This window comes from Agilicoccus flavus (assembly GCF_014857905.1).
In the GTDB taxonomy this organism is placed as follows: domain Bacteria; phylum Actinomycetota; class Actinomycetes; order Actinomycetales; family Dermatophilaceae; genus Agilicoccus; species Agilicoccus flavus.
Window position 1 is genome coordinate 321,835 of the sequence record NZ_JACYXE010000003.1, and the last position, 22,635, is coordinate 344,469.

A 22,635-nucleotide genomic window follows, 5' to 3' on the forward strand; every position below is an offset into this window, starting at 1 on the left:
GACCGCTCCGCCGGGGGCGTGCCGGGCGGACGTTAGGGTAGGGCGGTGACTCTCCCGCCCTCCTCCGCCCTCGTCGTCGCCATCGACGGGCCCTCCGGCTCGGGGAAGTCGAGCGTGTCCCGCGAGGCCGCCGCCCGCCTCGACCTCGCCTACCTCGACACCGGCGCCATGTACCGGGCCCTCACCTGGTGGTGCCTCGAGCACGGCATCCCCCTCGACGACGCGGAGGCGGTGACCGCCGCCGCGGTCGACATGCCGCTCGAGATCGGGGTCGACCCGCTCGAGCCCTACGTCGGGGTCGACGGGCGCGACATCACCGCCGCCATCCGGGAGTCGTCGATCTCGACCGTCGTCTCGCTCGTCGCCCGCGTCCCGGGCGTGCGCACCGAGCTCGTCGACCGCCAGCGCCGCGTCATCGAGGCGTGCCGCGAGGACGGCGGCGTCGTCGCCGAGGGGCGCGACACGACGACCGTCGTCGCCCCCGACGCCGACGCCCGCATCCTGCTCGTCGCGAGCGAGGAGGCCCGGCTGCGGCGCCGCGCGGCCCAGCTCCACGGCCCCGCGGACAGCGAGGCGGCGGTGGAGTCGGTGCGCGACGAGGTCGTGCGCCGCGACGCCGACGACTCGACCGTCGCGAGCTTCTTCGAGCCCGCCCCCGGCGTGACCGTTCTCGACACCTCCGACCTCGACTTCGAGGAGTCGGTCCGCGCCGTCCTCGCGATCGTCGTCTCGGAGGTCGACTTCGCCGCCGACGCGGACACCGCGGCCGAGGTGGACACAGACACTGCGCCCGAGGCGGAGGCCGAGGTGGAGGCCGACATCCAGGGTGAGGCGCCGCCGACGTCCCCCGGCGCCGCGGCGGACGCCGATCGGGCCTTCGGACCGGGCTCCGACGACGGCGACGCCTCCGAGGTCGAGGTCGCCCTGCGGGCCGGCCTGGAGGAGTTCGAGCTCGACGAGGACGACCGGGCCCTGCTGTCCGCCCAGCGCGGGTTCGACGACGAGGACGACGACGGCGCGGACCGGCCCGTCGTCGCGGTCGTCGGGCGCCCGAACGTCGGCAAGTCGACGCTCGTCAACCGCATCCTCGGCCGCCGCGAGGCCGTCGTGGAGGACGTCCCGGGCGTCACCCGCGACCGCGTCGCCTACGACGCGGAGTGGACCGGCCGCCGGTTCACCCTCGTCGACACGGGCGGCTGGGACGTCGACGCGAGCGGCATCCACCTACGCGTCGCCGAGCAGGCCGAGGTTGCCGTCGAGCTCGCCGACGTCGTCCTCTTCGTCGTCGACGCGACGGTCGGCGCCACCGACACCGACGAGGCCGTCGTGCGGCTGCTGCGCCGCTCGGGCAAGCCCGTCGTCCTCGTCGCGAACAAGGTCGACGACGCGCGCGCCGAGGCCGACGCCGCGATGTTGTGGTCCCTCGGCCTCGGGCAGCCGTGGCCCGTGTCCGCGCTGCACGGCCGGGGCAGCGGCGACGTCCTCGACGCACTGCTCGCCGTCATGCCGGCGACCTCCGGGGTCTTCGGGGCCTACCGCCGGGGCGGTCCGCGGCGGGTGGCCCTCCTCGGGCGCCCGAACGTCGGCAAGTCGAGCCTGCTCAACAAGCTCGCAGGGGAGGAGCGGGTCGTCGTCGACGAGGTCGCCGGCACGACGCGTGACCCCGTCGACGAACTCGTCGAGCTCGGCGGCGAGACGTGGCGGTTCGTCGACACCGCGGGCATCCGCCGCCGCGTCCACCAGACCCGGGGCGCCGACTTCTACGCCTCGCTGCGGACGCGGACGGCGCTCGAGAAGGCCGAGGTGGCCGTCGTCCTCATCGACGCCTCCGCCTCGCTCACCGAGCAGGACATCCGGGTCGTGCAGCAGGTCGTCGACGCCGGCCGCGCCCTCGTCATCGCGTACAACAAGTGGGACCTGCTCGACGAGGAGCGCCGCCACTTCCTCGAACGGGAGATCGAGCGGGAGCTCGTGCAGATCGACTGGGCGCCGCGCGCCAACGTCTCGGCCCGCACGGGCCGGCACATGGACAAGCTCGTCCCGGCCCTGACGACCGCGCTCGACTCGTGGGACCGGCGCGTCCCCACGGGCCGGCTCAACGCGTTCATCGGCGAGATCGTCGCCGCCCACCCCCACCCGGTGCGCGGCGGCAAGCAGCCCCGCATCCTCTTCGCGACCCAGGCGTCGACCCGGCCCCCGCGGTTCGTGCTCTTCGCGAGCGGCTTCATCGAGGCCGGCTACCGCCGCTTCGTCGAGCGGCGGCTGCGCGAGGAGTTCGGGTTCGAGGGCTCGCCCATCGAGATCTCCGTGCGCGTCCGCGAGAAGCGACGCAAGACCCGGTGATCGGCGCCGGATCGGGCCGGGAAACCGCACCGGGAACCGTGGTCGGCGCGGGTGTGTCCGGGCCCGACGACGAGCCGACGGCGAGCCGATCCCCGGCCCGGCCGGGCGATTCGGAGGTCGGCCGGGGCGTGCGGTAGTCTTCAGGTCGCCCACCGCGCAGGAGCACGGCGGGTGCGCACGAAGAACAAGTGGATATCGGGATGTGGCGCAGCTTGGTAGCGCACTTGACTGGGGGTCAAGGGGCCGCAGGTTCAAATCCTGTCATCCCGACGAAGACAGCCCCGGCGGGACGGACGTCCTGCCGGGGCTTCGTCGTGCCCGGTTACGCTGCCGCAGGGGAGGGAGAGCCGTGAGTCGTTCGCGTTCGCACGCACCGGTGCCCGTCGGTCTGCTCGAGGCGCTGGCCGAGCCCCTCGATCCCGGGTACGAGGCCGTCCACCGGGTGCGGTCCACCGCCCACGCCGCCCGTGCGGGCTCGTCGTCGAAGGCGCCGGGGGAGTCGAAGGCGTCGGGTGAGTCGGGGGAGGGGCCGCGACCCGATGAAGCCGGGGCGGTTCGTCCCCGTCCTCGGCCGGGCCACGTCGCCGGCTCGCTGGCCGTCGGGCTCGTCATCGGCCTCGTGCTCGCCACGTCCGGTCTCGCCTCGGACCGGACCCGGTCGTCGCTGCGCGAGCGGCGGGCCGCCCTCGTCGAACGGGTGGAGGCCTCCCAGGCCGACGTCGATGCACTCACGGCCCGGGCGAGCGCCCTGCGGGGCGCCGGCCCCACCGCCGCCGATTCCCGCTCCGCCGATGCCCGTCTCGCCGAGGCCGCGGGCGCGGTGCCGCTGACCGGTCCGGGCCTCGTCGTCACCCTCGACGACGCCCCGGCCGCCCTCGCCCCCGCGCCGGCCCCCGACGCCCCGGGCGCGGGCGACGCCGCGGAATCGGGACGCATCGTGGCCCGGGACGTCGCCCAGGTCGCCAACGAGCTGTGGGCCGCGGGCGCGACCGGCGTCGCGGTCAACGGCCAACGCCTCACCGCGACGTCCTCCATCCGCTTCGCGGGCCGGGCCATCCTCGTCGGCTACCGGCCCCTCGCGCGCCCGTACGAGATCGGCGCCGTCGGGCCGGCCGACCTGGCGGCCCGGTTCGAGCCCCGCGGCGGGGTGTACCTCGACGAGCTGCGCACCGCGTTCGGGGCCCGGGTGGGCACGGCCGCGGTGGCCCGGCTCACCCTGCCCGCCGGCACCCTCCTCGACCTCGACCACGCCGCGCCCGCGCCCGGCGCCGTCGACGGCCCCGAGCAGTGGCCCCGCGCGCCCGCGAGCCCGGCCACCCCGCCCGCGCCGTCCCCCGGCGAGACCTCGCCCTCCCGGGCCCGTTCCACGCCCGTCCCCACCCCGAAGGGTTCCGCCTCGTGATCCCCGTCATCGGCCTCGTCGTCGGCGTCGTGCTCGGCCTCGTCCTCCAGCCGACCGTCCCCCTGTGGGCCCAGCCGTACCTGCCCATCGCCGTCATCGCCGCCCTCGACGCGGTGTTCGGCGGGCTCCGCGCCGTGCTCGACGGCGTCTTCTCCGACCGCGTCTTCGTCGTCTCGTTCCTGTCGAACACCGTCGTCGCCGCGCTCATCGTCTTCCTCGGCGACCAACTCGGGGTCGGCGCGCAGCTCTCGACCGGCGTCGTCGTCGTCCTCGGCGTGCGCATCTTCTCCAACGTGGCCGCCATCCGGCGCCTCCTCTTCGGCGCATGAGCGCGCCACCCGCACCCGAGGCGACCCCGGCGCAGCGCCGGGCGGTGGCCTGGAGCCGCCTGCGCACCGCGCTGTTCATCCGCCCGACGCGCACGGCGCTGCTCGCCGGCGTGCTCGCCCTCCTGCTCGGCCTCGCGCTGACCGTGCAGATCCGCGCGACCCGCGAGCAGGGGCTGGAGGCGCTGCGCGAGGACGAGCTCGTCGGTGTCCTCGACACGGTCGAGCAGCGACGCGCACGTCTGTCGGAGGAGGTCGCGGACCTCGAGCGGCAGCGCGAGGACCTCGTGACCGCGCCCGCCGGCAGCGAGGCCGCGCGCCGCGCCGCCCAGGACCGCGCCGACGACCTCGCCGTCCTCGCCGGCACGGTCCCCGCGCGCGGGCCCGGGGTCACGATGACGCTGGAGGGGCCGCCGCAGGGGATCGGCACGGGCGTCTACCTCGACCTGTTCGCCGAGCTGCGCGACGCGGGCGCCGAGGCGATCCAGGTGGGTCCGGTCCGGGTCGTCGCCTCGAGCGCGGTGACGGAGTCGGCCGACGGCGTGGTCAGCCTCGACGGGACGCCGCTGCCCGCCCGGGTCGTCGTCAGCGCCATCGGCGAGCCGCGCACGCTCGCCTCGGCCATGGACATCCCCGGCGGACTCGTCGAGACGGTCCGCGGGCTGGAGGGGCGGGTCTCGGTGACGACGTCGCCGTCGGTCCTCGTGAGTGCCGTGCGCACCACCTCGACGCTTCGCTAGTGTTCGAAGCGAGCGACACCGCGCGAGCCGAACGCCCCCGTCGCGCCGCCGCCGGCGGTGTCGCCGCCCCGACCGCACCACCCACGGAAGGACGCATCATGAGCGAGCTGGACTACCCCGAGGACCTGCGCTACACCGCCGAGCACGAGTGGGTCCGCGCGGCCGCCGACGGCATCGTGCGCGTGGGCATCACGTCGTACGCCCAGGACGCCCTCGGCGACGTCGTCTTCGTCAACCTCCCCACCGTCGGCGACACCGTGGCCGAGGGCGACTCGTGCGGCGAGATCGAGTCCACGAAGTCGGTGAGCGACCTCTACTCGCCGCTCGCGGGCGAGGTCACGGCCGTGAACGAGTCCCTCGACACCACACCCGAACTCGTCAACTCCGACCCCTATGGCGAGGGCTGGATGTTCGAGATGAAGGCGGCCGAGGTGGGTGCGGCCGAGCAGCTCCTCGACGTCGACTCCTACCGCGAGCAGCTCGACTGACCACACGCTGCCGCCATCGGTCGACATGACCGTTCCGGGGAGGTCGACCGATGGTTTAGGGTGAGGGTCCGATGACGCCGGGCGACGGGCCCGCGCCAGGGCAGAGAAGCAGGTGACGACACGGTGACCGACCAGGGCTCGCACGAGGAGTCGGGGCGTCCGCACGCCGATCCGGCCACCATGCATATCACCGGCCTGGGGGCCGAGCCGGAGGTCTCGCACGACGTCGAGGCCCGCCTGTCCTCCGACGACCAGGCGACGATCGAGGCCCTGCGTCCCGGGACCGCCCTGCTGCTCGTCCTGCGCGGTCCCAACACCGGCGCGCGCTTCCTCCTCGACGCCGAGACGACGACCACGGGCCGCCACCCGTCCAGCGACATCTTCCTCGACGACGTCACCGTGTCCCGCAAGCACGCGGTCTTCCAGGCCGAAGGGGACGGCTTCGTCGTCCGCGACGTGGGGTCCCTCAACGGCACGTACGTCAACCGCGAGCGCATCGACTCGGTCCCGCTCCGGTCGGGCGACGAGGTCCAGATCGGCAAGTTCCGGCTCGTCTACCACGCCGGCCACACGCACGCCTCGGCTGACGCTCCGCGAGCGCACTGACGCCGTGGTGGATCGGCGGCCGGCCGCAGCGAGGTGGACGATCGGGGCGGTCCTGCGGACCCTGCAGGACGATTTCCCCGACGTCACCATCAGCAAGATCCGATTCCTCGAGGCCGAGGGACTCATCAAGCCCGAGCGCACTCCGTCGGGCTATCGCAGCTTCAGCGACCGTGACGTCGAGCGGCTCCGCTACGTGCTCGAGGCGCAGCGGGACCGCTTCTGGCCGCTGAAGGTCATCCGCGAGGCCCTCGACTCCCTCGACCGCGGCGTCGACCCGCAGGGCGGAAGGTCGTCGGCCTCGGCGGGCGGACGCGGCGGGACCGCGCGTGGCGGGGACGGGGACGTCGGGACGGGCGAGGGGTCCGCCGCGGACCACCGCGACCCGGTCGCACCGCCGCCGTCGGCCCTGCTGCGCCGGGACGCCCCCGCCCGGCTCAACCGCCGGGAGGTCATGCGCGCCACCGGTCTCGACGCGGCGACGTTCGACGCGCTCGCCGGGTACGGGCTCCTCTCGCCCGGCCGCGACGGCCACTTCACCGAGTCGGCCCTGCCGATCGCGAGGGCGGCGGCGGCGCTCGCGGCCCACGGGATCGAGGCGCGTCATCTGCGCCCGTTCCGGACTGCCGCCGACCGCGAGATCGGCCTCGTTCAGCAGGTGGTCGCGCCCCGTCGCGGGCGGGACCCGGAGCGCGACGACGAGACGCTCGCCGAGCTGCTCCACCACTGCATCGCGCTGCACACGGCGCTCGTGCGGGCGGGTCTCGAGCGCTGAGCGCGGCCGCACCCGGTAGCGTGGTGAGGGTGCGAGATCTCGACGTCCTCGGTGTCCGTGTGGAGATGCCCACGAACCAGCCCATCGTCCTGCTGCGCGAGCGCGACGGGGACCGGTACCTGCCCGTGTGGGTGGGGGCGGCCGAGGCCGCCGCGATCGCCTTCGCCCAGCAGGGCGTGACCCCGCCTCGGCCCCTGACCCACGACCTCCTGCGGGACGTCATCACCGCCCTCGGCCGCGAGTTGACCGAGGTCCGCATCGTCGAGCTGCGCGACGACGTCTTCTACGCCACCCTCGTCTTCTCCGACGGCGCCGAGGTCAGCTCGCGCACGTCCGACGCCGTGGCCCTCGCGCTGCGCACCAAGAGCCCCATCCGGGCCGCCGACGAGGTCATGGACACCGCCGGCGTCGTCGTCGACGAGGACGAGGACGACGAGGTCGAGCGGTTCCGCGCCTTCCTCGACCACGTCTCCGCCGAGGACTTCGACACCCCCGGAGGCCCCGAGGAGGAGACTCCCGGGCCCTCAACCTCCACCTGACGTCGCGGTTGCCCACGCGGCGTCGGGACGCGTTCTCGACGTGGTCCCGGCCCCGTCGGCCCGGGATGACGGTGGCCCACCGGCGCGTCGCACGCCCGGTGATTGCCAACTGTCGGGGCGGACCGTAGCGTTCTGAGGGTAGGTCCGCAACGGGCACCTCCCGCGCCGCAGCCGGCTCGGACGGGTCCGATCCTCCTCGGGGCGCTCGCCACGAGGACAGCAGCCGCCGCGGCGCCGGCGACGATCCCCGGCACGCCGGGGATCGAGAGGGAGGTCTTCGTGAGCTCGACGGACGACACGGGTCGCCGGGCACCCGTCAAGGTCGCGGCCCAGGGCGTGCTGTTCGAGTCCGACCTCCCCGAGCTCGACGAGGACGCCGGCTACCGCGGGCCCACGGCCTGCCGCGCCGCCGGCATCACCTACCGGCAGCTCGACTACTGGGCCCGCACCGGCCTCGTGGAGCCGTCGGTGCGCACCGCGACCGGTTCCGGCACCCAGCGCCTCTACGGTTTCCGCGACGTCCTCGTGCTCAAGGTCGTCAAGCGCCTGCTCGACACCGGGGTTTCCCTGCAGCAGATCCGCATCGCCGTCTCGAGCCTGCGCGAGCGCGGCGTCGAGGACCTCGCCCAGATCACCCTGATGAGCGACGGCGCCAGCGTCTACGAGTGCACGAGCAGCGACGAGGTCATCGACCTCCTCCAGGGCGGACAGGGCGTCTTCGGCATCGCCGTCGGGCGCGTCTGGCGCGAGGTCGAGGGCGACCTCGCCCACCTGCCCACCGAGCGGCTCGAGGCGGAGGCCGCGGAGGCGGCCGTCTCCGCCTCCGACGAGCTCAGTCTGCGGCGCAAGCGCCGGATCGGCTGAACCACGCCGGCGCCGCACGCGCCGGTGTTAATCTCGACGCGCTGTAACCCCGTCCGGGAGAGTCCCCGGCATTCCGGCCGCCTGGTGCGGCCGGCTCGGGGCGCCGAAGGAGCAAACCTCCCCGGAATCTCTCAGGCGCGCAGGACCGGGCGGGTAGGCACCGTGGAGTCGCGTCCGGCGGCGACAGGGGGGGAGGCCGATCGACGGACCCGCGTCCGAGGTGACACGGTCCTGACAGGAGCACCTTCGTGACCACCGATCACATCGCCGAGAGCACCGCCGCCCCCGACCGGGCCACCCGCGTTCCCGCCACTCCGTTCGTCGCCCGGCACGTCGGGCCGCGCGAGGAGGACGTGGAGGCGATGCTGGAGGTCGTCGGCAAGCCGAGTCTCGACGCCCTCATCGACACCACCCTGCCCGGCGCGATCCGCAGCGGTGACCGTCTCGACATCGAGGCCGCGCCCAGCGAACAGGCCGTGCTCGCCGAGCTCGCGCAGATCGCCGCCGACAACACCGTCCTCACCTCGATGATCGGGCTCGGCTACTACGGCACGGTCATCCCGTCGGTCATCCGCCGCAACGTGCTCGAGAACCCCGGGTGGTACACGGCGTACACGCCGTACCAGCCGGAGATCTCGCAGGGCCGTCTCGAGGCCCTGCTCAACTTCCAGACCGTCGTGTCGGACCTGACGGGTCTCGACGTCGCGAACTCCTCCCTGCTCGACGAGAGCACCGCGGCCGGGGAGGCGATGACGCTCATGCGTCGCGCCGCCAAGGCGCCCAAGGGGGCCGTCCTCCTCGTCGATCGGCACGTGTTCCCCCAGACCGTCGCTGTGATTCGCACCCGCGCGCTGCCCATCGGCATCGAGGTCGTCGTCGCCGACACCGATCTCGCCGACGTCGCCACGCCCGACGAGTTGCGCGCCGCGGCGGGCGACCGGGACGTGTTCGGGGTCGTCGTGCAGTATCCCGGCGCCGACGGCGAGATCCGGGACTTCTCGGGGCTGACCTCTGCCGCCCACGAGGCGAAGGCGCTGGTCACGGCGTGCGCCGACCTGCTCGCTCTCACCCTGGCCGCCGCGCCGGGGGAGTGGGGCGCTGACGTCGCGGTCGGGACGTCGCAGCGGTTCGGGGTCCCCATGGGCTTCGGCGGACCGCACGCCGGCTACATGTGCGTCCGCAAGGGGCTCGAGCGGACGATGCCGGGCCGACTCGTCGGGGTCAGCGTCGACGCGGAGGGTCGGCCGGCGTACCGGCTCGCGCTGCAGACCCGCGAGCAGCACATCCGCCGCGAGAAGGCGACGAGCAACATCTGCACCGCTCAGGTGCTCCTCGCCGTTCTCGCGTCCATGTACGCGGTCTACCACGGCCCGGCCGGGTTGGTCCGGGTCGCCACGCGCGTCCACGGCTTCGCCGCCGCGACGGCCGACGCCCTGCGCGAGGCGGGGATCGACGTCCGCACGCGCCGGTTCTTCGACACGCTCACCGTCGTCGTCCCGGGCCGGGCGGAGGCGGTGCTCGCCGCCGCCCGCGAGCGCGGCATCAACCTGTGGCAGGTCGACGACGACACCGTCCTGCTCAGCTTCGACCAGCTCAGCACGCCCGAGGTGGCCACCGACGTGCTCGCCGCGTTCGGGGTCGAGGGCGTCACGGTCGGCCGGGTAGACGTCGACGCGGTCGACCTCGCGGGGGAGTGGGGCGACCTCGCCCGACGCAGCGAGTTCCTCACGCAGCCCGTGTTCAACACCCACCACTCCGAGACGCGGATGATGCGCTACCTGCGCACCCTCGCCGACCGGGACTACGCGCTCGATCGCGGCATGATCCCCCTGGGCTCGTGCACGATGAAGCTCAACGCGGCCACCGAGATGGAGGCCATCACGTGGCCCGAGTTCGCCGCCCTGCACCCGTTCGCCCCGGCCGACCAGACGGTGGGGATCCGCCGGATCGTCGCCGACCTGCAGCGCTGGCTGTGCGACCTCACCGGGTACGACGAGGTGTCGCTGCAGCCCAACTCGGGTGCCACGGGTGAGCTCGCCGCCCTCGTCGCCATCCGCGCCTACCACCGGGACAACGACCAGGCCGAGCGCGACGTCTGCCTCATCCCGAGCAGCGCGCACGGCACGAACGCCGCGAGCGCCGTCATGGCGGGGTTCAAGGTCGTCGTCGTCGGTTCGGCGGCCGACGGGTCGATCGACATGGACGATCTGCGCGCCAAGGTCGACAAGCACGGCCCGCAGCTCGCCGCGATCATGGTGACGTACCCGTCCACGAACGGGGTGTACGAGGACACGATCACCGAGCTGTGCGATCTCGTGCACGCCGCGGGCGGCCAGGTCTACATCGACGGGGCGAACATGAACGCTCTCGTCGGCGTGGCGCGGCCGGGCCGGTTCGGAGGCGACGCGAGCCACCTCAACCTCCACAAGACGTTCGCCATCCCGCACGGCGGCGGCGGCCCCGGCGTCGGGCCGATCGGGGTGCGCAGCCACCTCGCGCCCTACCTGCCCGACCACCCGTTCGACCCCGCGGCCGGGCCCGAGACCAGCGACGGCCCGTGCGTCGGCGCCCCGTACGGCTCGGCGGGGGTCCTGCCCATCTCGTGGGCCTACCTGCGGCTCATGGGGGCCGACGGCCTCCTGCGCGCCACGCAGGTCGCCGTCCTCAACGCCAACTACGTCGCCGCCCGGCTGCGCGATCACTACCCGGTGCTCTACTCCGGGGTCGACGGGGTCGTCGCGCACGAGTGCATCCTCGACCTGCGCGAGCTGACGAGGCGCAGCGGCGTCACCGTCGACGACGTCGCGAAGCGCCTCATCGACTACGGGTTCCACGCGCCGACCATGAGCTTCCCGGTCGCCGGGACCCTCATGGTCGAGCCGACCGAGAGCGAGGACCGCATCGAGCTCGACCGGTTCTGCGACGCGATGATCGCGATCCGGGAGGAGATCCGCGAAGTGGAGGAGGGGCGCGTCGACGCGGCCGCCAGCGTCCTGCGCGGGGCACCGCACACGGCCGAGAGTCTCGTGGGGGACTGGGACCTCGCGTACGACCGGGCCACCGCCGTGTACCCCGCCGGCGTCGACCCGCGCTCGAAGTACTGGCCGCCGGTGCGCCGCATCGACGGCGCCTACGGCGACCGCAACCTCGTCTGCACCTGCCCCTCGCCCGAGGAGCTCGCCGAGCCGGAGGACTGATCGCACGGAGCCCGTGCGGTGGGCGCACGCCCACCGCACGGGTCCTGGCGGTGCACGAGGGGACGCCGGTGTGGTTGGCTCCTCCTCACGGGGTCCGCGCAAAGGCGTGGACGGGACGACGCGAGGTGGATCGTGGGCCAGGACGTCTCGGGCAACGAGTGGTCGAACGAGCAGCGGCAGCGCTACCGCGAGAAGGTGCTGCAGAACCTCGACGTGTTCGAGCGCATGCTCGTGTCGAGCAGCTTCGAGGCCGACGAGGGGATGACGGGTCTCGAGATCGAGCTCAACCTCGTCGACTCCGACCTGAACCCGAGCTTCGACAACGCCGCCGTCCTCGACGCCATCGACTCCTCGGCGTTCCAGACCGAGCTCGCCAAGTTCAACATCGAGCTCAACGTCGACCCCCGCGTCATCGAGGGCGACGCCCTGTACCGGCTCGAGGACGACATCCGCGCCGGGCTCAACGCGGCGCGGGAGCGGGCGCAGCGCGCGGGCAGCGACATCGTCCAGATCGGCATCCTCCCGACGCTGATGACGCACCACGTCGCGCCCGACAGCGGATGGATGAGCGCCAACCGGCGCTACCTCGCGCTCAACGACGCGATGATGGCCGCGCGCGGCGAGGACATGTACATCGACATCGCCGGGTCGACCGGCGAGCGGCTCGCGTTCTACTCGGGCTCGATCGGGCCCGAGGCCGCGTGCACGTCGCTGCAGCTGCACGTGCAGGTGGCCCCGTCGAACTTCGCGGCGTACTGGAACGCGGCGCAGGCCCTGTCCGGGGTGCTCATCGCCATCAGCGCCAACTCGCCGTTCCTGTGCGGCAAGGCGCTGTGGCACGAGACCCGCATCCCCCTGTTCACGCAGGCCACCGACACGCGCCCGATCGAGCTCGCCAACCAGGGGGTCCGCCCCCGGGTCGGGTTCGGCGAGCGGTGGATCACGTCGATCTTCGACCTCTTCGAGGACAACGTCCGCTACTTCCCCGCGCTGCTGCCCGAGCTGACCGACGAGGACCCGGTCAGCGTTCTCGCCGAGGGGGTGCCGCCCGAGCTGGGAGAGCTGCGGCTGCACAACGGGACGATCTACCGGTGGAACCGCCCGATCTACGACACGCACGGCGGCAAGCCGCACCTGCGGGTCGAGAACCGCATCCTCCCCGCGGGCCCGACCGTGGCCGACACCATCGCCAGCGCGGCGTTCTACTACGGCGCGCTGCGCAAGTTCGCGACCGTGGACCGCCCGGTGTGGACGCAGATGAGCTTCCAGGCCGCCGAGACGAACTTCCGCCACGGCGCCCGTGACGGCATGTTCGCCCGCCTCTACTGGCCGTCGTTCAACGCGGTCAGCCCCGACGAGCTCGTGCTGCGTCATCTCCTCCCGCTCGCCCACGAGGGCCTCGCCGACCTCGGGGTGCCGACCCACGTCCGCGACCACTACCTCGGCATCATCGAGGCGCGCTGCCTGGCCCGGCAGAACGGCGCCACGTGGCAGCTGGAGGCGGTCCGCCGCCACGAGGACGCCGGCGCCGACCGGCTGGGCGCGCTGCGTGCGATGTTCGCCGACTACATCGAGCGGATGCACAGCAACGAGCCCGTGCACACCTGGGCTCTGCCCGGGGACTGAGGGCCCGATCGGGGGTCATGCGGGACCCGGGCCGCTCGCTAGGGTGGAGTCGACCCCTTCCGATCCGGCCGGGGCGCGCGCGGGGCCGTCGTATCGCCTCGCCCGCCGCCGGCCGGGACTCGACCGATGGAGACGCCCCCCATGACCGTTCGCCGTGTCGCCCTCCTCACCGCCGGCGGCTACGCCCCCTGTCTCTCCTCCGCCGTCGGCGGGCTCATCGAGCGGTACACGCAGGTGGCGCCCGACGTCGAGATCATCGCCTACACGCACGGATACCAGGGCCTGCTGCGCGGCGAGTACCTACGCGTGACCGACGAGGTCCGGGCCAAGGCCGGCCTGCTGCACACCTACGGCGGGTCGCCGATCGGCAACTCCCGCGTCAAGCTGACGAACACCAAGGACCTCGTGAAGCGCGGCCTCGTGCCCGACGGCGTCGACCCGCTCGAGTTCGCCGCGAACCGCCTGACGGAGGACGGCGTCGACGTGCTGCACACGATCGGCGGCGACGACACGAACACGACGGCGGCCGACCTCGCGGCGCACCTGCAGAAGAACGGTCACCCGCTCACGGTCGTCGGGCTGCCGAAGACCATCGACAACGACATCGTCCCCATCCGGCAGTCGCTCGGGGCCACGACCGCGGCGCAGGTGGGCGCCCAGTTCGCCTCGAACATCATCGCCGAGCACAACTCGGGGTCGCGCATGCTCATCGTCCACGAGGTCATGGGCCGCAACTGCGGCTGGCTCACGGCGGCGACGGCGCGCGACTACCGCCGGTGGCTCGACGGGCGCGAGTGGCTCCCCGAGTTCGGCCTCGACCGCCGCGCGTGGGACGTCCACGGGGTCTACGTCCCCGAGGCGGAGCTCGACATCGACGCCGAGGCCACCCGCCTGCGCGCCGTCATGGACGACCTCGGCTGCGTCAACCTCTTCATCTCCGAGGGCGCCGGCGTGCCCGAGATCGTCGCGCAGATGGAGGCCGCCGGCGAGGAGGTCCCGCGCGACGCGTTCGGTCACGTGCGGCTCAACGAGATCAACCCGGGCGCGTGGTTCGCCAAGCAGTTCGCGGAGAAGCTCGGCGCCGAGAAGGTCAACGTCCAGAAGTCCGGGTACTACGCGCGGTCGGCGCCCGCGAACGAGGAAGACCTCGCGCTCATCGCGAGCATGACCACGCTCGCGGTCGACAAGGCGCTCGCGGGCGAGCCCGGCGTCATCGGGCACGACGAGGAGCGCGGCGACGAGCTGCGCGCGATCGAGTTCGAGCGGATCGCCGGGCACAAGGCCTTCGACGTCACCCAGGACTGGTTCGGCGCGATGCTGGCCGACATCGGCCAGCCGGCGCCGGTGCCCCTCTCCTGACCCGGCCGCCGCCACCCGGCGGCCCGCCCGGCTGCTCGAGGCCACTGACGGCCACCGAGCACCACGACCACGACCACGACCACGACAGAACCGAACAGGCACGCACACCCGAGACGGGGCGGACGCACGACGCGTCCGCCCCGTCCGACGTCTCCGGAGGCCTTGCGCGAGCGAGGGATCCACACGCGACCGGGCATCCGCGCTGAGCGTTCGCTCAGTTCACCGGGCAGAGGGCCGATGGGGCGCACGGGTGTCCGCAGGCCGAGCCACACGGCTCGGCCGGCGGACACATCGGGGGGCCGACGCGCAGGGATCCTGCGCGCATCCATGCCTTAGAGGAGTCGTGAACGTGCGGATTCGCCGCCTGTCCATCGTGGCTGCCGCCACTGTGGTCGCACCCGTCCTGATCGTCCTACCGCAGTCGGGGCACCGCGCCTCCGCCGGACAGGAGACGGTCGCCACCAGCGAACGCTCCGTCGAGCTACTCGCCCCGTCCGCCCCGGCCGTCGCCCACGGCACAGTGGCCTCGCGTCGCGACCTCGCGCTCGCGACGGCCCAGGCGGTGCAGGCGGGGGTCAGCGCGCGGGCCGCGACCGTCGCGTCGCCCCGCGTGCTCGAGGTGAGCCCGGCGCAGGCGGTGCCCTCCGACGTCGCGGTGGTCGGCGTCTCGTGGTCGAACGACGTCGGGCGGTCCACGGTCGTGCAGTACCGGACCTACGGCGCCGATGCGTGGAGCGACTGGCAGGCCATCGACGCCGACGCGGCCACCTCGTCGGCCGAGGAGGGCACCCGCTCCGGGTCCGACCCGATCGTCGTCACCGGGGCCACCCAGGTGCAGGCCCGGGTGCTCGGCCCGGCCGGTGGTGCTCCCGCCGACGCCAGGCTCACCGTCATCGATCCGGGGCAGGGCGAGGGCGACGACGGGATCGGCACCGCGCAGCCGGGGGCCGCCGAGGCCGGCGCCGCCCGACCGCGCATCCACTCCCGCGCGGAGTGGGGCGCCAACGAGTCGTGGCGCAAGGACCCGCCGTCCTACATGACGATCAAGGGTGTCGTCGTGCACCACACGGCGGGCACGAACAACTACTCGCCCTCGCAGGTCCCCGCGATCCTCCGCGGCATCTACGCGTTCCACACGAAGGACCGCGGCTGGAACGACATCGCCTACAACTTCCTCGTCGACAAGTGGGGCCGGGTCTGGGAGGGCCGGTACGGCGGCGTCTCCCGCGCGGTCCAGGGTGCGCACGCGACCGGCTACAACACCCAGACCATGGGCGTCTCGGTCCTCGGCGACTACAACAAGGTGAGCGTGCCGTCCGCGGCCGTCACCTCCGTCGCGAAGGTCATCGCGTGGAAGGGCAGCCTGGCCGGGTACAACCCCGACGCGATGACGACCCTGTACGGACGGCGTGAGCGCACCGTCCAGGGACACCGCGACGTCGGCCAGACGACGTGCCCGGGCACGTCGCTGTACGCGCAGCTCCCCACCATCCGCCGCACCGCCCGGTCGCTGATGACCGGCTCGTATGCCGCCGGCGGCGGATCGCAGAGCGTCGGGTCCGGGAACACCGCGACCGCGGCGCCGTCCACGCCGGCACCCTCCGGCGCCGACGTCCTCATGCGGTCCTCCAGCGGCGCCCTGTTCCGCTCGGCCCCGCTCGTGTCGACCGGCCTCACGTACGCCTCCAAGCTGTCGGGTTCCTCGTGGGCCGGGTACGACGCCGTCCTCTCTGCCGGCGACCTCACCCGCGACGGACGCGCCGACGTGCTGGCCCGGGTGCGCGCCACGGGCCGTCTCGTGCTCTTCACCGGCGGCGCCGGGAACACGCTGACCGGCGCTCGCGCGGCCGGGGCCGGCTGGGGGAGCCGGACGCACCTCGTCGTCCCGGGCGACCTCACCGGCGACCGCGTCCCCGACCTGCTCGCGGTCGACCGACGCACCGGCGACCTGTTCCTCTACCGCAGCACGGGCACGGGCGGCTTCCGGGCCGCGGTGCGCGTGGGGCGCGGGTTCGGCGTCTTCACCCGGCTCGCCGGCGTGGGCGACTGGAACGGCGACGGCAAGGCCGACCTCGTCGGCGTCAACGCCTCCGGCACCCCCACGCTGTTCCGGGGCAACGGCACGGGCGGCTTCGTCACCGGCTCGACCCGCCTCGCGGGTTCGTGGGGGTATCGCACCCTCGTCGGACTGCCGGGCGCCCGCGCGGTGCTCGCGGTCGACGGGGCCGGCGCCGGCTACCTGATCGGCGCCCAGGGGGCCACCGGGATCCGCGTGACGAAGGTGAGCCCGAGCTTCCGCGGGCTGACCGTCTTCGCCGGCTGATCCAGCGCTCTGCCTCAGGGCCCGCCCGCCTCGCGCGGACGGGCCCTGACGCGTCCGAGGGCGGCGTGCGACCGCGGGGTCGCAGCGGCGATGATCGGGGCGTGAGCATCCTGCACCTGGCCATCCGCGACGACTGGGACGCGGCCCTGGCGTCCGGTTCCTACCCGTGGTCCACCCGCGGCGCGACGATCGAGGACGTCGGCTTCCTCCACGCGTGCCACGACCGCGCCCAGCTCGCCGGGGTGGCCGGGCGCTTCTACGCCGACGTCACCGCGCCGCTGCTCGTCCTCGAGCTTGACGAGGCCCGGCTCGCCGCCGCGGGCCTGGAGGTCCGCGACGAGCCGGGCCGTCCCGGCGACGCCGACGCGGAGCGCTTCCCGCACGTCTACGGGGGCCCGTTGCCGGCCGACGTCGTCGTCGCCGCCACTCCCTGGCGGCCCGAGCGGGGCCAGTAGGCTGGGGTCATGGAGCAACGCCTCAACTTCGTGACCCTGGCGGTCGCCGATCTCGACCGGACGCGCGCGTTCTACGTCGACGGCCTCGGCTGGGAACTCGCGTTCGAGGCGCCCGGCGAGGTCCTCTTCCTGCCCGTGGGCGACAGCATCATGCTCTCCCTGTGGAGCCGCGAGGGCTTCGAGGAGGAGGTCGGTCCCCCGGCCGTCGGCCTTGCCCCCATCACGCTGTCACACAACGTGAACAGCCCCCGCGAGGTGGAGGGTGTCCTCGCGGACGCCCGCCGGGCCGGCGCGCCCGAGGTCTCCGACGGGGTGCGCCGCGACTGGGGCGGGTTCTCCGGCTACTTCTCCGACCCCGACGGCTTCCACTGGGAGGTCGCGCACAACCCCACCCCGCTCGCCGACGAGCTCGTCGCGGCCTCCCGCGAGTGGCTCTCCCGGCGGCGGGCCGCCGTCACGAACGAGGAGCACAGCGGATGACGAGGTCGACGCGACGTCACGTCGGAACGGGTCTCGGGTCGGCGGGGGGCGCGCGATGAGCGCGCACCTGCGCAGCCGCGAACTCATCGACCTCGTCCTCGACGACGGGTCGTTCGACTCGTGGGACGAGCCGGTCGACGTCGCCGAGTTCGACGACGACTACCGCGCCGCGCTGTCCCGCGCCGCCGAGCGCAGCGGGACCGACGAGGCCGTGCTCACGGGCCGCGGGACGATCGACGGGCTGCCCGTCGCCGTCATCGTCGGCGAGTTCGGGTTCCTCGGCGGGTCGATCGGCGTGCGGACCGCCGAGCGGATCACGGCGGCCGTGCGGCAGGCCACGGCCCAGCGCCTCCCCCTCATCGCCGCGACGTCCTCCGGGGGCACGCGCATGCAGGAGGGGACGCCGGCGTTCGTCGAGATGGTGACGATCACCCGGGCGATCGTCGCGCACAAGGCGGCCGGGCTGCCCTACCTCGTCCACCTGCGCCACCCCACGACCGGCGGCGTCTTCGCCTCGTGGGGGTCCCTCGGCCACGTCACCGTCGCCGAGCCGGGAGCGCTCGTCGGGTTCCTCGGCCCGAAGGTCTACGAGGCCCTCAACGGGGAGGCGTTCCCGCACGGGGTGCAGGTCGCCGAGAACCTCGTCGACAAGGGCATCATCGACGCCGTCGTGCCCGCCTCCGAGCTGGCGTCCGTCGCCGCCCGGGTCATGCGCCTGCTGCACCCGTCGGCGCGCGACCGGTCCGAGGGGCCCACCGCCGCGGTGCCGGAGGCGACGTCGACCGGTGCCGCGGGCGTCACCGACTCCGAACCGGCGGCGGTCGACGCGTGGGCCGCCGTCGAGATCACCCGGTCCCGCCGACGTCCCGGCGTCCGCGAGCTGCTGCGCCACGGCGCCGACGACGTCGTGCCGCTGTCGGGCACGGGGGAGGGGCAGGCCGACGCCGGGCTCCTGCTCGCCCTCACCTCGTTCGACGGGGTGACGTGCGTGCTCGTGGGACAGGACCGTCGCAGCCAGCGCACCCACTCGATGGGTCCCGCCGCGCTGCGCGCCGCCCGTCGCGGCATCCACCTCGCCCAGGAGCTCGGGCTGCCGCTGGTCTCCGTCATCGACACCCCGGGCGCCGATCTGTCGGTCCAGGCCGAGGAGGGCGCGCTGGCGGGCGAGATCGCCCGGTCCATCGCCGAGATGACCCAGCTCACCGTCCCGAGCGTCGCGCTGCTCATCGGTCAGGGCTGCGGCGGCGGCGCGCTCGCCCTCCTGCCGGCCCGGACGGTGGTCGTCGCCGAGAACGGCTGGCTGTCGCCGCTCCCGCCCGAGGGCGCCTCGGTCATCGTCCACGGCACCCCCGACCGCGCCCCGGAGATGACGCGACGGCAGCGCATCTCGGCCACGGATCTCCTGGCGGCCGGCATCGCCCACCGCATCGTCCCCGAGACGTCCACCGACACCGACCCCAAGGGGTTCGCGGTGGCGATGGCCGCCGCCGCGGCGGAGGAGCTGCGCCGTCAGATGGGTGAGGACGCCGAGACCCGGCTGCGCTGAGGAGGGTCCCGGCGGGTCAGCCGAGGGTCGTCCAGTAGGACCAGAACCGGTGCGCGATGAGCACGAAGATCGCGAGATACCAGACGGTGACGACGACGATCTGGTAGTCGCTCGCGAGCTGGACGGGGCGACTCGGCGCCCCGCCGGACCGTTCGGTCAGCGCGGACAGGGTCACGTGGACGAACAACGGGATCATCACCGCCCAGACGACCATGCAGTAGGGGCACAGCGCGCCGATGACGTACAGGCTCTGGTAGATCAGCCAGTGCACGAACACGATCCCGAACGTGACGCCGAGCACTGTCGCCGCCCGGAACCACGCGGCGAACCGGGCGCCCGCGAGGAGCCCCACGCCGATGGTCGTCACCGCGGCGAACCCGGCGATCCCGAGGATCGGGTTGGGGATGCCGAACGCCGCGGCCTGGGGCGTCACCATGACCGACCCGCAGGACAGCACGGGGTTGATGCTGCAGGTCGGGACGTAGTCGGGGTCGGCGAGCAGGGCCATCTTCTCGACGAGCAGGACGACCGCGGCGATCAACCCGATGACCCCGGTGATCGTCAGCACGAGTCCCGACGCGCGCGAGTGCCCGGGGGAGCCGTCGGCGGGACCGCGGCCGCCCGGGTGGTCGACGCTGGGGTCGGACGTGGCGATCGACATCGGAACCCTCCGGGTGGCGGTGGTCGGCAGGGGAGCGGTAGCCGTGGTCGACGCGCCGATTCCCCTTCGGCGCGCCGCGTACAGGGCGTCGGCGCCCCTGTCCCAGGCTACCCTCCGGCGACAGGAGCCCTGGTCGGCGATGCGCCGGGCGCGGGTGTGCTTCCGACGCCGACCGGCAACTCGCGCACCGCGGGGCTGTCGACTCCGTCGAGCAGCAGCGCCTCGAGTCCGGGGGCGATCTGCAGGTAGGGGTGGTCTCAGAAGGGCACGACCACGGGGTCGGGCACCGGCAGGCCGGCGACCTGCTGGGCCGAGTGCCCCTCGACGCTTCCGCCGAGTCATGGCAAAATGGCATCCATGTTGGTAATGGTGGACCGAGCGGGTCGCATCGTCGTTCCCAAGGACCTCCGGGAGCGGCTCTCGCTCGAGGCCGGGAGCGAGCTCGAGGTGTCGGTGGAGGACGACGCGCTGCGCCTGACTCCCGTGCGGAAGGCGGGTCGCCGCATCGTCGAGGTCGACGGATGGCCCGTCATCGAGGCGGTCCGCGGGGCGACCGTGACCGACGCCGACGTGCAGCGCTGGCGCGACGATGTCCAGCGGTGAGGACTGGGCCGTCGACACCAGCGTGGCCGTCGCCGCCCTGGATGCCGGACACGCGGCCCACCGCCCGTGTCTCGACATCGTCAAACAGCGACGGCCGGCCCTGTCCGGTCACGCCGCTTTCGAGGTCTATTCGGTTCTCACCCGCATGCCGGGCAGTGTGAGTGTCGACCCGGCGGACGCAGCGACGCTCATCGACCGGGTCTTTCCCCGGACGGTGTGGCTGCCCGAATCCGCCGGTATCGACCTACGCCGGCGACTTCCCGTGGCCGGCATCACCGGCGGCGCCGTGTACGACGCGCTCGTCGGCCAGGCCGCGGCGACCAACGGGTGCCGACTGCTCACACGTGACCTGCGGGCCCGCCGCACGTACGACCTCCTGGGCGTTCCCTACAGCCTCGTCGGGGTGTAGGGACGCAGCGCCTGTCAGTCCGGCCGGCGGATCCTTCGCACCTCAGAGCACCAGGTGGCGGCGGCCGTCGAGCAGCTCCCGGACGGCGTCGAGGTGCCCGGCGTGCACGGCGGTCTCCACGAGGACGTGCACGACGATCGACCGCAGGTCGGGGAACGCGAGCCCGGCGTCGGCCCACCACTCCTCGGGCCGGGCCGGGGCGTCGTCCAGGTGTCGGGCGCCGACGATCTCGGCCGAGTGGGCGATGGCCGCGCGGTAGGCCGCGACCACCTCCTGCGCCGGTTCGTCGGGGCCGACGATCCAGTCGCCGTTGTCACCGGCGGGCCAGAAGTCCAGCGACCCGCCGGCCACCACGACCTCGAACCAATAGCGCTCGTCGGACAGCGTGAGATGCCGGATGAGGCCGAGGCACGACCAGCCCGAGGGCAGCACGGGACGGCGCAGCTGTTCGTCCGACAGCCCCTCGAGCTGGGTGAGCACGTGACGGCGCTGGCCCGCCAGGTGGGCGAGCAGAGCCGCACGGTCGGGCGACGGGTCGGGGTTCATGGACCCGAGGCTAGGCGCAGGGGAAGGTCCTCGTCGGGCTGGCGCCGACGGTGACCCGAGTACGATCCGCCCACAGCGCGTATCGCGCATCGAGGGAGAGCAGCCACATGAGACCGCTTCGCTATGCCATCAACGTCACGCTCGACGGATGCTGCCATCACGAGGCGGGGCTGCCACCCGACGAGGAGTCGATGCGCTACTGGGCCGCGGAGATGGCACGAGCCGACGCGCTGCTCTTCGGCCGCGTCACCTACGAGATGATGGAGTCGGCGTGGCGGCGGCCCGCCGCAGGAGCCTGGCCCGACTGGATGGGGGAGCGGGAGATCCCGTTCGCCGAGACCATCGACCGCGCGAAGAAGTACGTGGTCTCGAGCACGCTGGGCGAGGCCGACTGGAACGCCGAGCTCGTGCGGGGCGACGTGGGTCCCGCGGTCGAACGGCTCAAGCGCGATCCCGGCGAGGGCCTCTTCGTGGGCGGCGTGACGCTCCCGGCCGCGTTGGCGGACCTGGGACTGATCGACGAGTACGTCTTCCTCGTCCAGCCGGTCCTGGCCGGTCACGGCCCGACGCTGCTCGCCGGTCTGCGCGAGCGAATCCGGCTCGAGCTCGTCGATCGCCGCGAATTCCGGTCCGGTGTGGTCCTCCAGCGATATCGGCCCACGTCCGCGATGCGGTGATGTGACGCCCTGCTCAGTCCTGCGACGCGGCCGCGCCGGCGGTGAGTACCGCTGCGATGGACGAGCGCACCTGCTCGGCGACCTCGTCGCGGGCACCGGTCAGCTTCCCGTCGACGTGGAGCGAGGCCAGCCCGTGCACGAGACCCCAGCCGCCGACGGCGAGCGGGACGGGATCGGCGTCGGGGAACACGCCGGCGATCGCCGAGGCGAGCAGCGCGTGCACGTCGGCGGCGGCCTGGACCCGGTCGGCGTTCTCGACGTCGCACTCCTGACCGAACATGAGCCGGAAGAGCGCCGGCCTGCGCAGGGCGAAGTCGACGTAGGCCACGCCGAACTCGGCCAGCTCGGCCACGGTCGTGGGGGAGTCGCGATCCCGGGACAGGTCGTCCCGCAGGTCCCGCAGGCCCTGGGCCGCGAGTGCCGATTCGAGGGCCTCGCGGTCGGCGAAATGACGATAGGGCGCGGTAGGGGAGACGCCCGCCTCGCGGGCCACCGCGCGCAGCGAGAACGGCTCGCCCCGCTCGAGCATCCCCATGGCGGTGGCGAGCAGCGCCGCGCGCAGATCACCGTGGTGATAGCCGGCCTTCGCCGAAGTTGACACCGTCAACACCTCCTTCTACCGTCATGTAAGCAATGCACACATCGTACCGCATCGACACCTCGGAGGAGAGGA

At 73.4% G+C, this 22,635-nt stretch carries 22 protein-coding genes, 1 tRNA gene and 1 riboswitch; of the genes, 20 read left to right on the forward strand and 3 right to left on the reverse strand.

Translation table 11 applies throughout. The features are described from left to right. Positions 1 to 45 precede the first annotated feature (45 nt). From der to ICW24_RS07355, 17 genes are all read left to right on the forward strand, one after another. A complete protein-coding gene (gene der / locus ICW24_RS07275) occupies positions 46 to 2,343 on the forward strand; it encodes a bifunctional cytidylate kinase/GTPase Der (RefSeq protein WP_226345045.1) in 2,298 nt (765 codons plus the stop codon). A 196-nt stretch (positions 2,344 to 2,539) separates the two neighbouring features. After that, positions 2,540 to 2,613, forward strand: a tRNA-Pro gene (locus ICW24_RS07280). A gap of 79 nt (positions 2,614 to 2,692) precedes the next feature. Continuing rightward, positions 2,693 to 3,745 carry a DUF881 domain-containing protein gene (locus ICW24_RS19675; protein WP_226345046.1) on the forward strand — a complete coding sequence of 351 codons (1,053 nt, stop codon included), beginning with the start codon at positions 2,693 to 2,695 and terminating at the stop codon, positions 3,743 to 3,745. Next, positions 3,742 to 4,074 carry a small basic family protein gene (locus tag ICW24_RS07290; RefSeq protein WP_226345047.1) on the forward strand — a complete coding sequence of 111 codons (333 nt, stop codon included), beginning with the start codon at positions 3,742 to 3,744 and terminating at the stop codon, positions 4,072 to 4,074. The genes ICW24_RS19675 and ICW24_RS07290 overlap by 4 nt, the downstream gene beginning before the upstream one ends. Further along, complete coding sequence (locus tag ICW24_RS07295; protein ID WP_226345048.1) at positions 4,071 to 4,811, forward strand: DUF881 domain-containing protein; 741 nt, start codon at positions 4,071 to 4,073, stop codon at positions 4,809 to 4,811. The genes ICW24_RS07290 and ICW24_RS07295 overlap by 4 nt, the downstream gene beginning before the upstream one ends. 98 nt (positions 4,812 to 4,909) lie before the next feature. Beyond that, a complete protein-coding gene (gene gcvH, locus ICW24_RS07300; RefSeq protein ID WP_226345049.1) occupies positions 4,910 to 5,299 on the forward strand; it encodes a glycine cleavage system protein GcvH in 390 nt (129 codons plus the stop codon). A 180-nt stretch (positions 5,300 to 5,479) separates the two neighbouring features. Further along, positions 5,480 to 5,905 (forward strand): FHA domain-containing protein, encoded by a 426-nt coding sequence (locus ICW24_RS07305; RefSeq protein ID WP_226345089.1) that lies wholly within the window; start codon positions 5,480 to 5,482, stop codon positions 5,903 to 5,905. A gap of 7 nt (positions 5,906 to 5,912) precedes the next feature. Next, positions 5,913 to 6,677, forward strand: coding sequence for a transcriptional regulator FtsR (ftsR, locus tag ICW24_RS07310; RefSeq protein ID WP_226345050.1), 765 nt, complete (start codon positions 5,913 to 5,915; stop codon positions 6,675 to 6,677). Between the two features lie 29 nt (positions 6,678 to 6,706). Next, positions 6,707 to 7,216, forward strand: a complete 510-nt coding sequence (locus ICW24_RS07315; protein WP_226345051.1) for a bifunctional nuclease family protein — start codon at positions 6,707 to 6,709, stop codon at positions 7,214 to 7,216. A 279-nt stretch (positions 7,217 to 7,495) separates the two neighbouring features. Continuing rightward, positions 7,496 to 8,080 (forward strand): MerR family transcriptional regulator, encoded by a 585-nt coding sequence (locus ICW24_RS07320; protein ID WP_307781308.1) that lies wholly within the window; start codon positions 7,496 to 7,498, stop codon positions 8,078 to 8,080. A 44-nt stretch (positions 8,081 to 8,124) separates the two neighbouring features. Further along, positions 8,125 to 8,238, forward strand: a riboswitch (glycine riboswitch). A gap of 90 nt (positions 8,239 to 8,328) precedes the next feature. Next, positions 8,329 to 11,277 carry an aminomethyl-transferring glycine dehydrogenase gene (gene gcvP / locus ICW24_RS07325; RefSeq protein ID WP_372360556.1) on the forward strand — a complete coding sequence of 983 codons (2,949 nt, stop codon included), beginning with the start codon at positions 8,329 to 8,331 and terminating at the stop codon, positions 11,275 to 11,277. Between the two features lie 132 nt (positions 11,278 to 11,409). After that, positions 11,410 to 12,903: a glutamate-cysteine ligase family protein gene (locus tag ICW24_RS07330; RefSeq protein WP_226345052.1), complete on the forward strand. Its 1,494-nt coding sequence runs from the start codon at positions 11,410 to 11,412 to the stop codon at positions 12,901 to 12,903. A gap of 141 nt (positions 12,904 to 13,044) precedes the next feature. Beyond that, the gene (locus ICW24_RS07335; RefSeq protein ID WP_226345053.1) at positions 13,045 to 14,262 is read left to right on the forward strand and encodes a pyrophosphate--fructose-6-phosphate 1-phosphotransferase; all 1,218 of its coding nucleotides are present in this window, start codon (positions 13,045 to 13,047) and stop codon (positions 14,260 to 14,262) included. Positions 14,263 to 14,635: 373 nt separating this feature from the next. Then, a complete protein-coding gene (locus tag ICW24_RS07340; protein WP_226345054.1) occupies positions 14,636 to 16,585 on the forward strand; it encodes an FG-GAP-like repeat-containing protein in 1,950 nt (649 codons plus the stop codon). Between the two features lie 101 nt (positions 16,586 to 16,686). Continuing rightward, positions 16,687 to 17,040, forward strand: a complete 354-nt coding sequence (locus tag ICW24_RS07345) for a DUF952 domain-containing protein (RefSeq protein WP_226345055.1) — start codon at positions 16,687 to 16,689, stop codon at positions 17,038 to 17,040. Between the two features lie 9 nt (positions 17,041 to 17,049). Beyond that, complete coding sequence (locus tag ICW24_RS07350) at positions 17,050 to 17,520, forward strand: VOC family protein (RefSeq protein WP_226345056.1); 471 nt, start codon at positions 17,050 to 17,052, stop codon at positions 17,518 to 17,520. Positions 17,521 to 17,575: 55 nt separating this feature from the next. Beyond that, positions 17,576 to 19,066 (forward strand): carboxyl transferase domain-containing protein, encoded by a 1,491-nt coding sequence (locus ICW24_RS07355; protein ID WP_226345057.1) that lies wholly within the window; start codon positions 17,576 to 17,578, stop codon positions 19,064 to 19,066. Positions 19,067 to 19,082: 16 nt separating this feature from the next. On the opposite strand, the gene ICW24_RS07360 is transcribed toward ICW24_RS07355, so the two are convergent. Continuing rightward, on the reverse strand, positions 19,083 to 19,727 hold the full coding sequence (locus ICW24_RS07360) for a vitamin K epoxide reductase family protein (RefSeq protein WP_226345058.1): 645 nt from the start codon (positions 19,725 to 19,727) through the stop codon (positions 19,083 to 19,085). 357 nt (positions 19,728 to 20,084) lie between these two features. Here ICW24_RS07360 and ICW24_RS07365 point away from each other — a divergent pair, with 357 nt between their 5' ends. Together ICW24_RS07365 and ICW24_RS07370 are read left to right on the forward strand one after the other, a co-directional pair. Then, on the forward strand, positions 20,085 to 20,330 hold the full coding sequence (locus tag ICW24_RS07365) for an AbrB/MazE/SpoVT family DNA-binding domain-containing protein (RefSeq protein ID WP_226345059.1): 246 nt from the start codon (positions 20,085 to 20,087) through the stop codon (positions 20,328 to 20,330). Continuing rightward, positions 20,317 to 20,739: a type II toxin-antitoxin system VapC family toxin gene (locus ICW24_RS07370; protein WP_226345060.1), complete on the forward strand. Its 423-nt coding sequence runs from the start codon at positions 20,317 to 20,319 to the stop codon at positions 20,737 to 20,739. Before ICW24_RS07365 ends, ICW24_RS07370 begins: the two co-directional genes overlap by 14 nt. Before the next feature lie 42 nt (positions 20,740 to 20,781). On the opposite strand, the gene ICW24_RS07375 is transcribed toward ICW24_RS07370, so the two are convergent. Next, the gene (locus tag ICW24_RS07375; RefSeq protein ID WP_226345061.1) at positions 20,782 to 21,285 is read right to left on the reverse strand and encodes a DinB family protein; all 504 of its coding nucleotides are present in this window, start codon (positions 21,283 to 21,285) and stop codon (positions 20,782 to 20,784) included. A 107-nt stretch (positions 21,286 to 21,392) separates the two neighbouring features. On the opposite strand from ICW24_RS07375, the gene ICW24_RS07380 reads away from it, so the two are divergent. Beyond that, entirely contained in the window at positions 21,393 to 21,962 is a 570-nt protein-coding gene (locus ICW24_RS07380; protein WP_226345062.1) for a dihydrofolate reductase family protein, read from the forward strand. Positions 21,963 to 21,975: 13 nt separating this feature from the next. Here ICW24_RS07380 and ICW24_RS07385 read toward each other — a convergent pair whose 3' ends face one another. Beyond that, the gene (locus tag ICW24_RS07385; protein WP_226345063.1) at positions 21,976 to 22,563 is read right to left on the reverse strand and encodes a TetR/AcrR family transcriptional regulator; all 588 of its coding nucleotides are present in this window, start codon (positions 22,561 to 22,563) and stop codon (positions 21,976 to 21,978) included. Between the last annotated feature and the right edge of the window lie 72 nt (positions 22,564 to 22,635).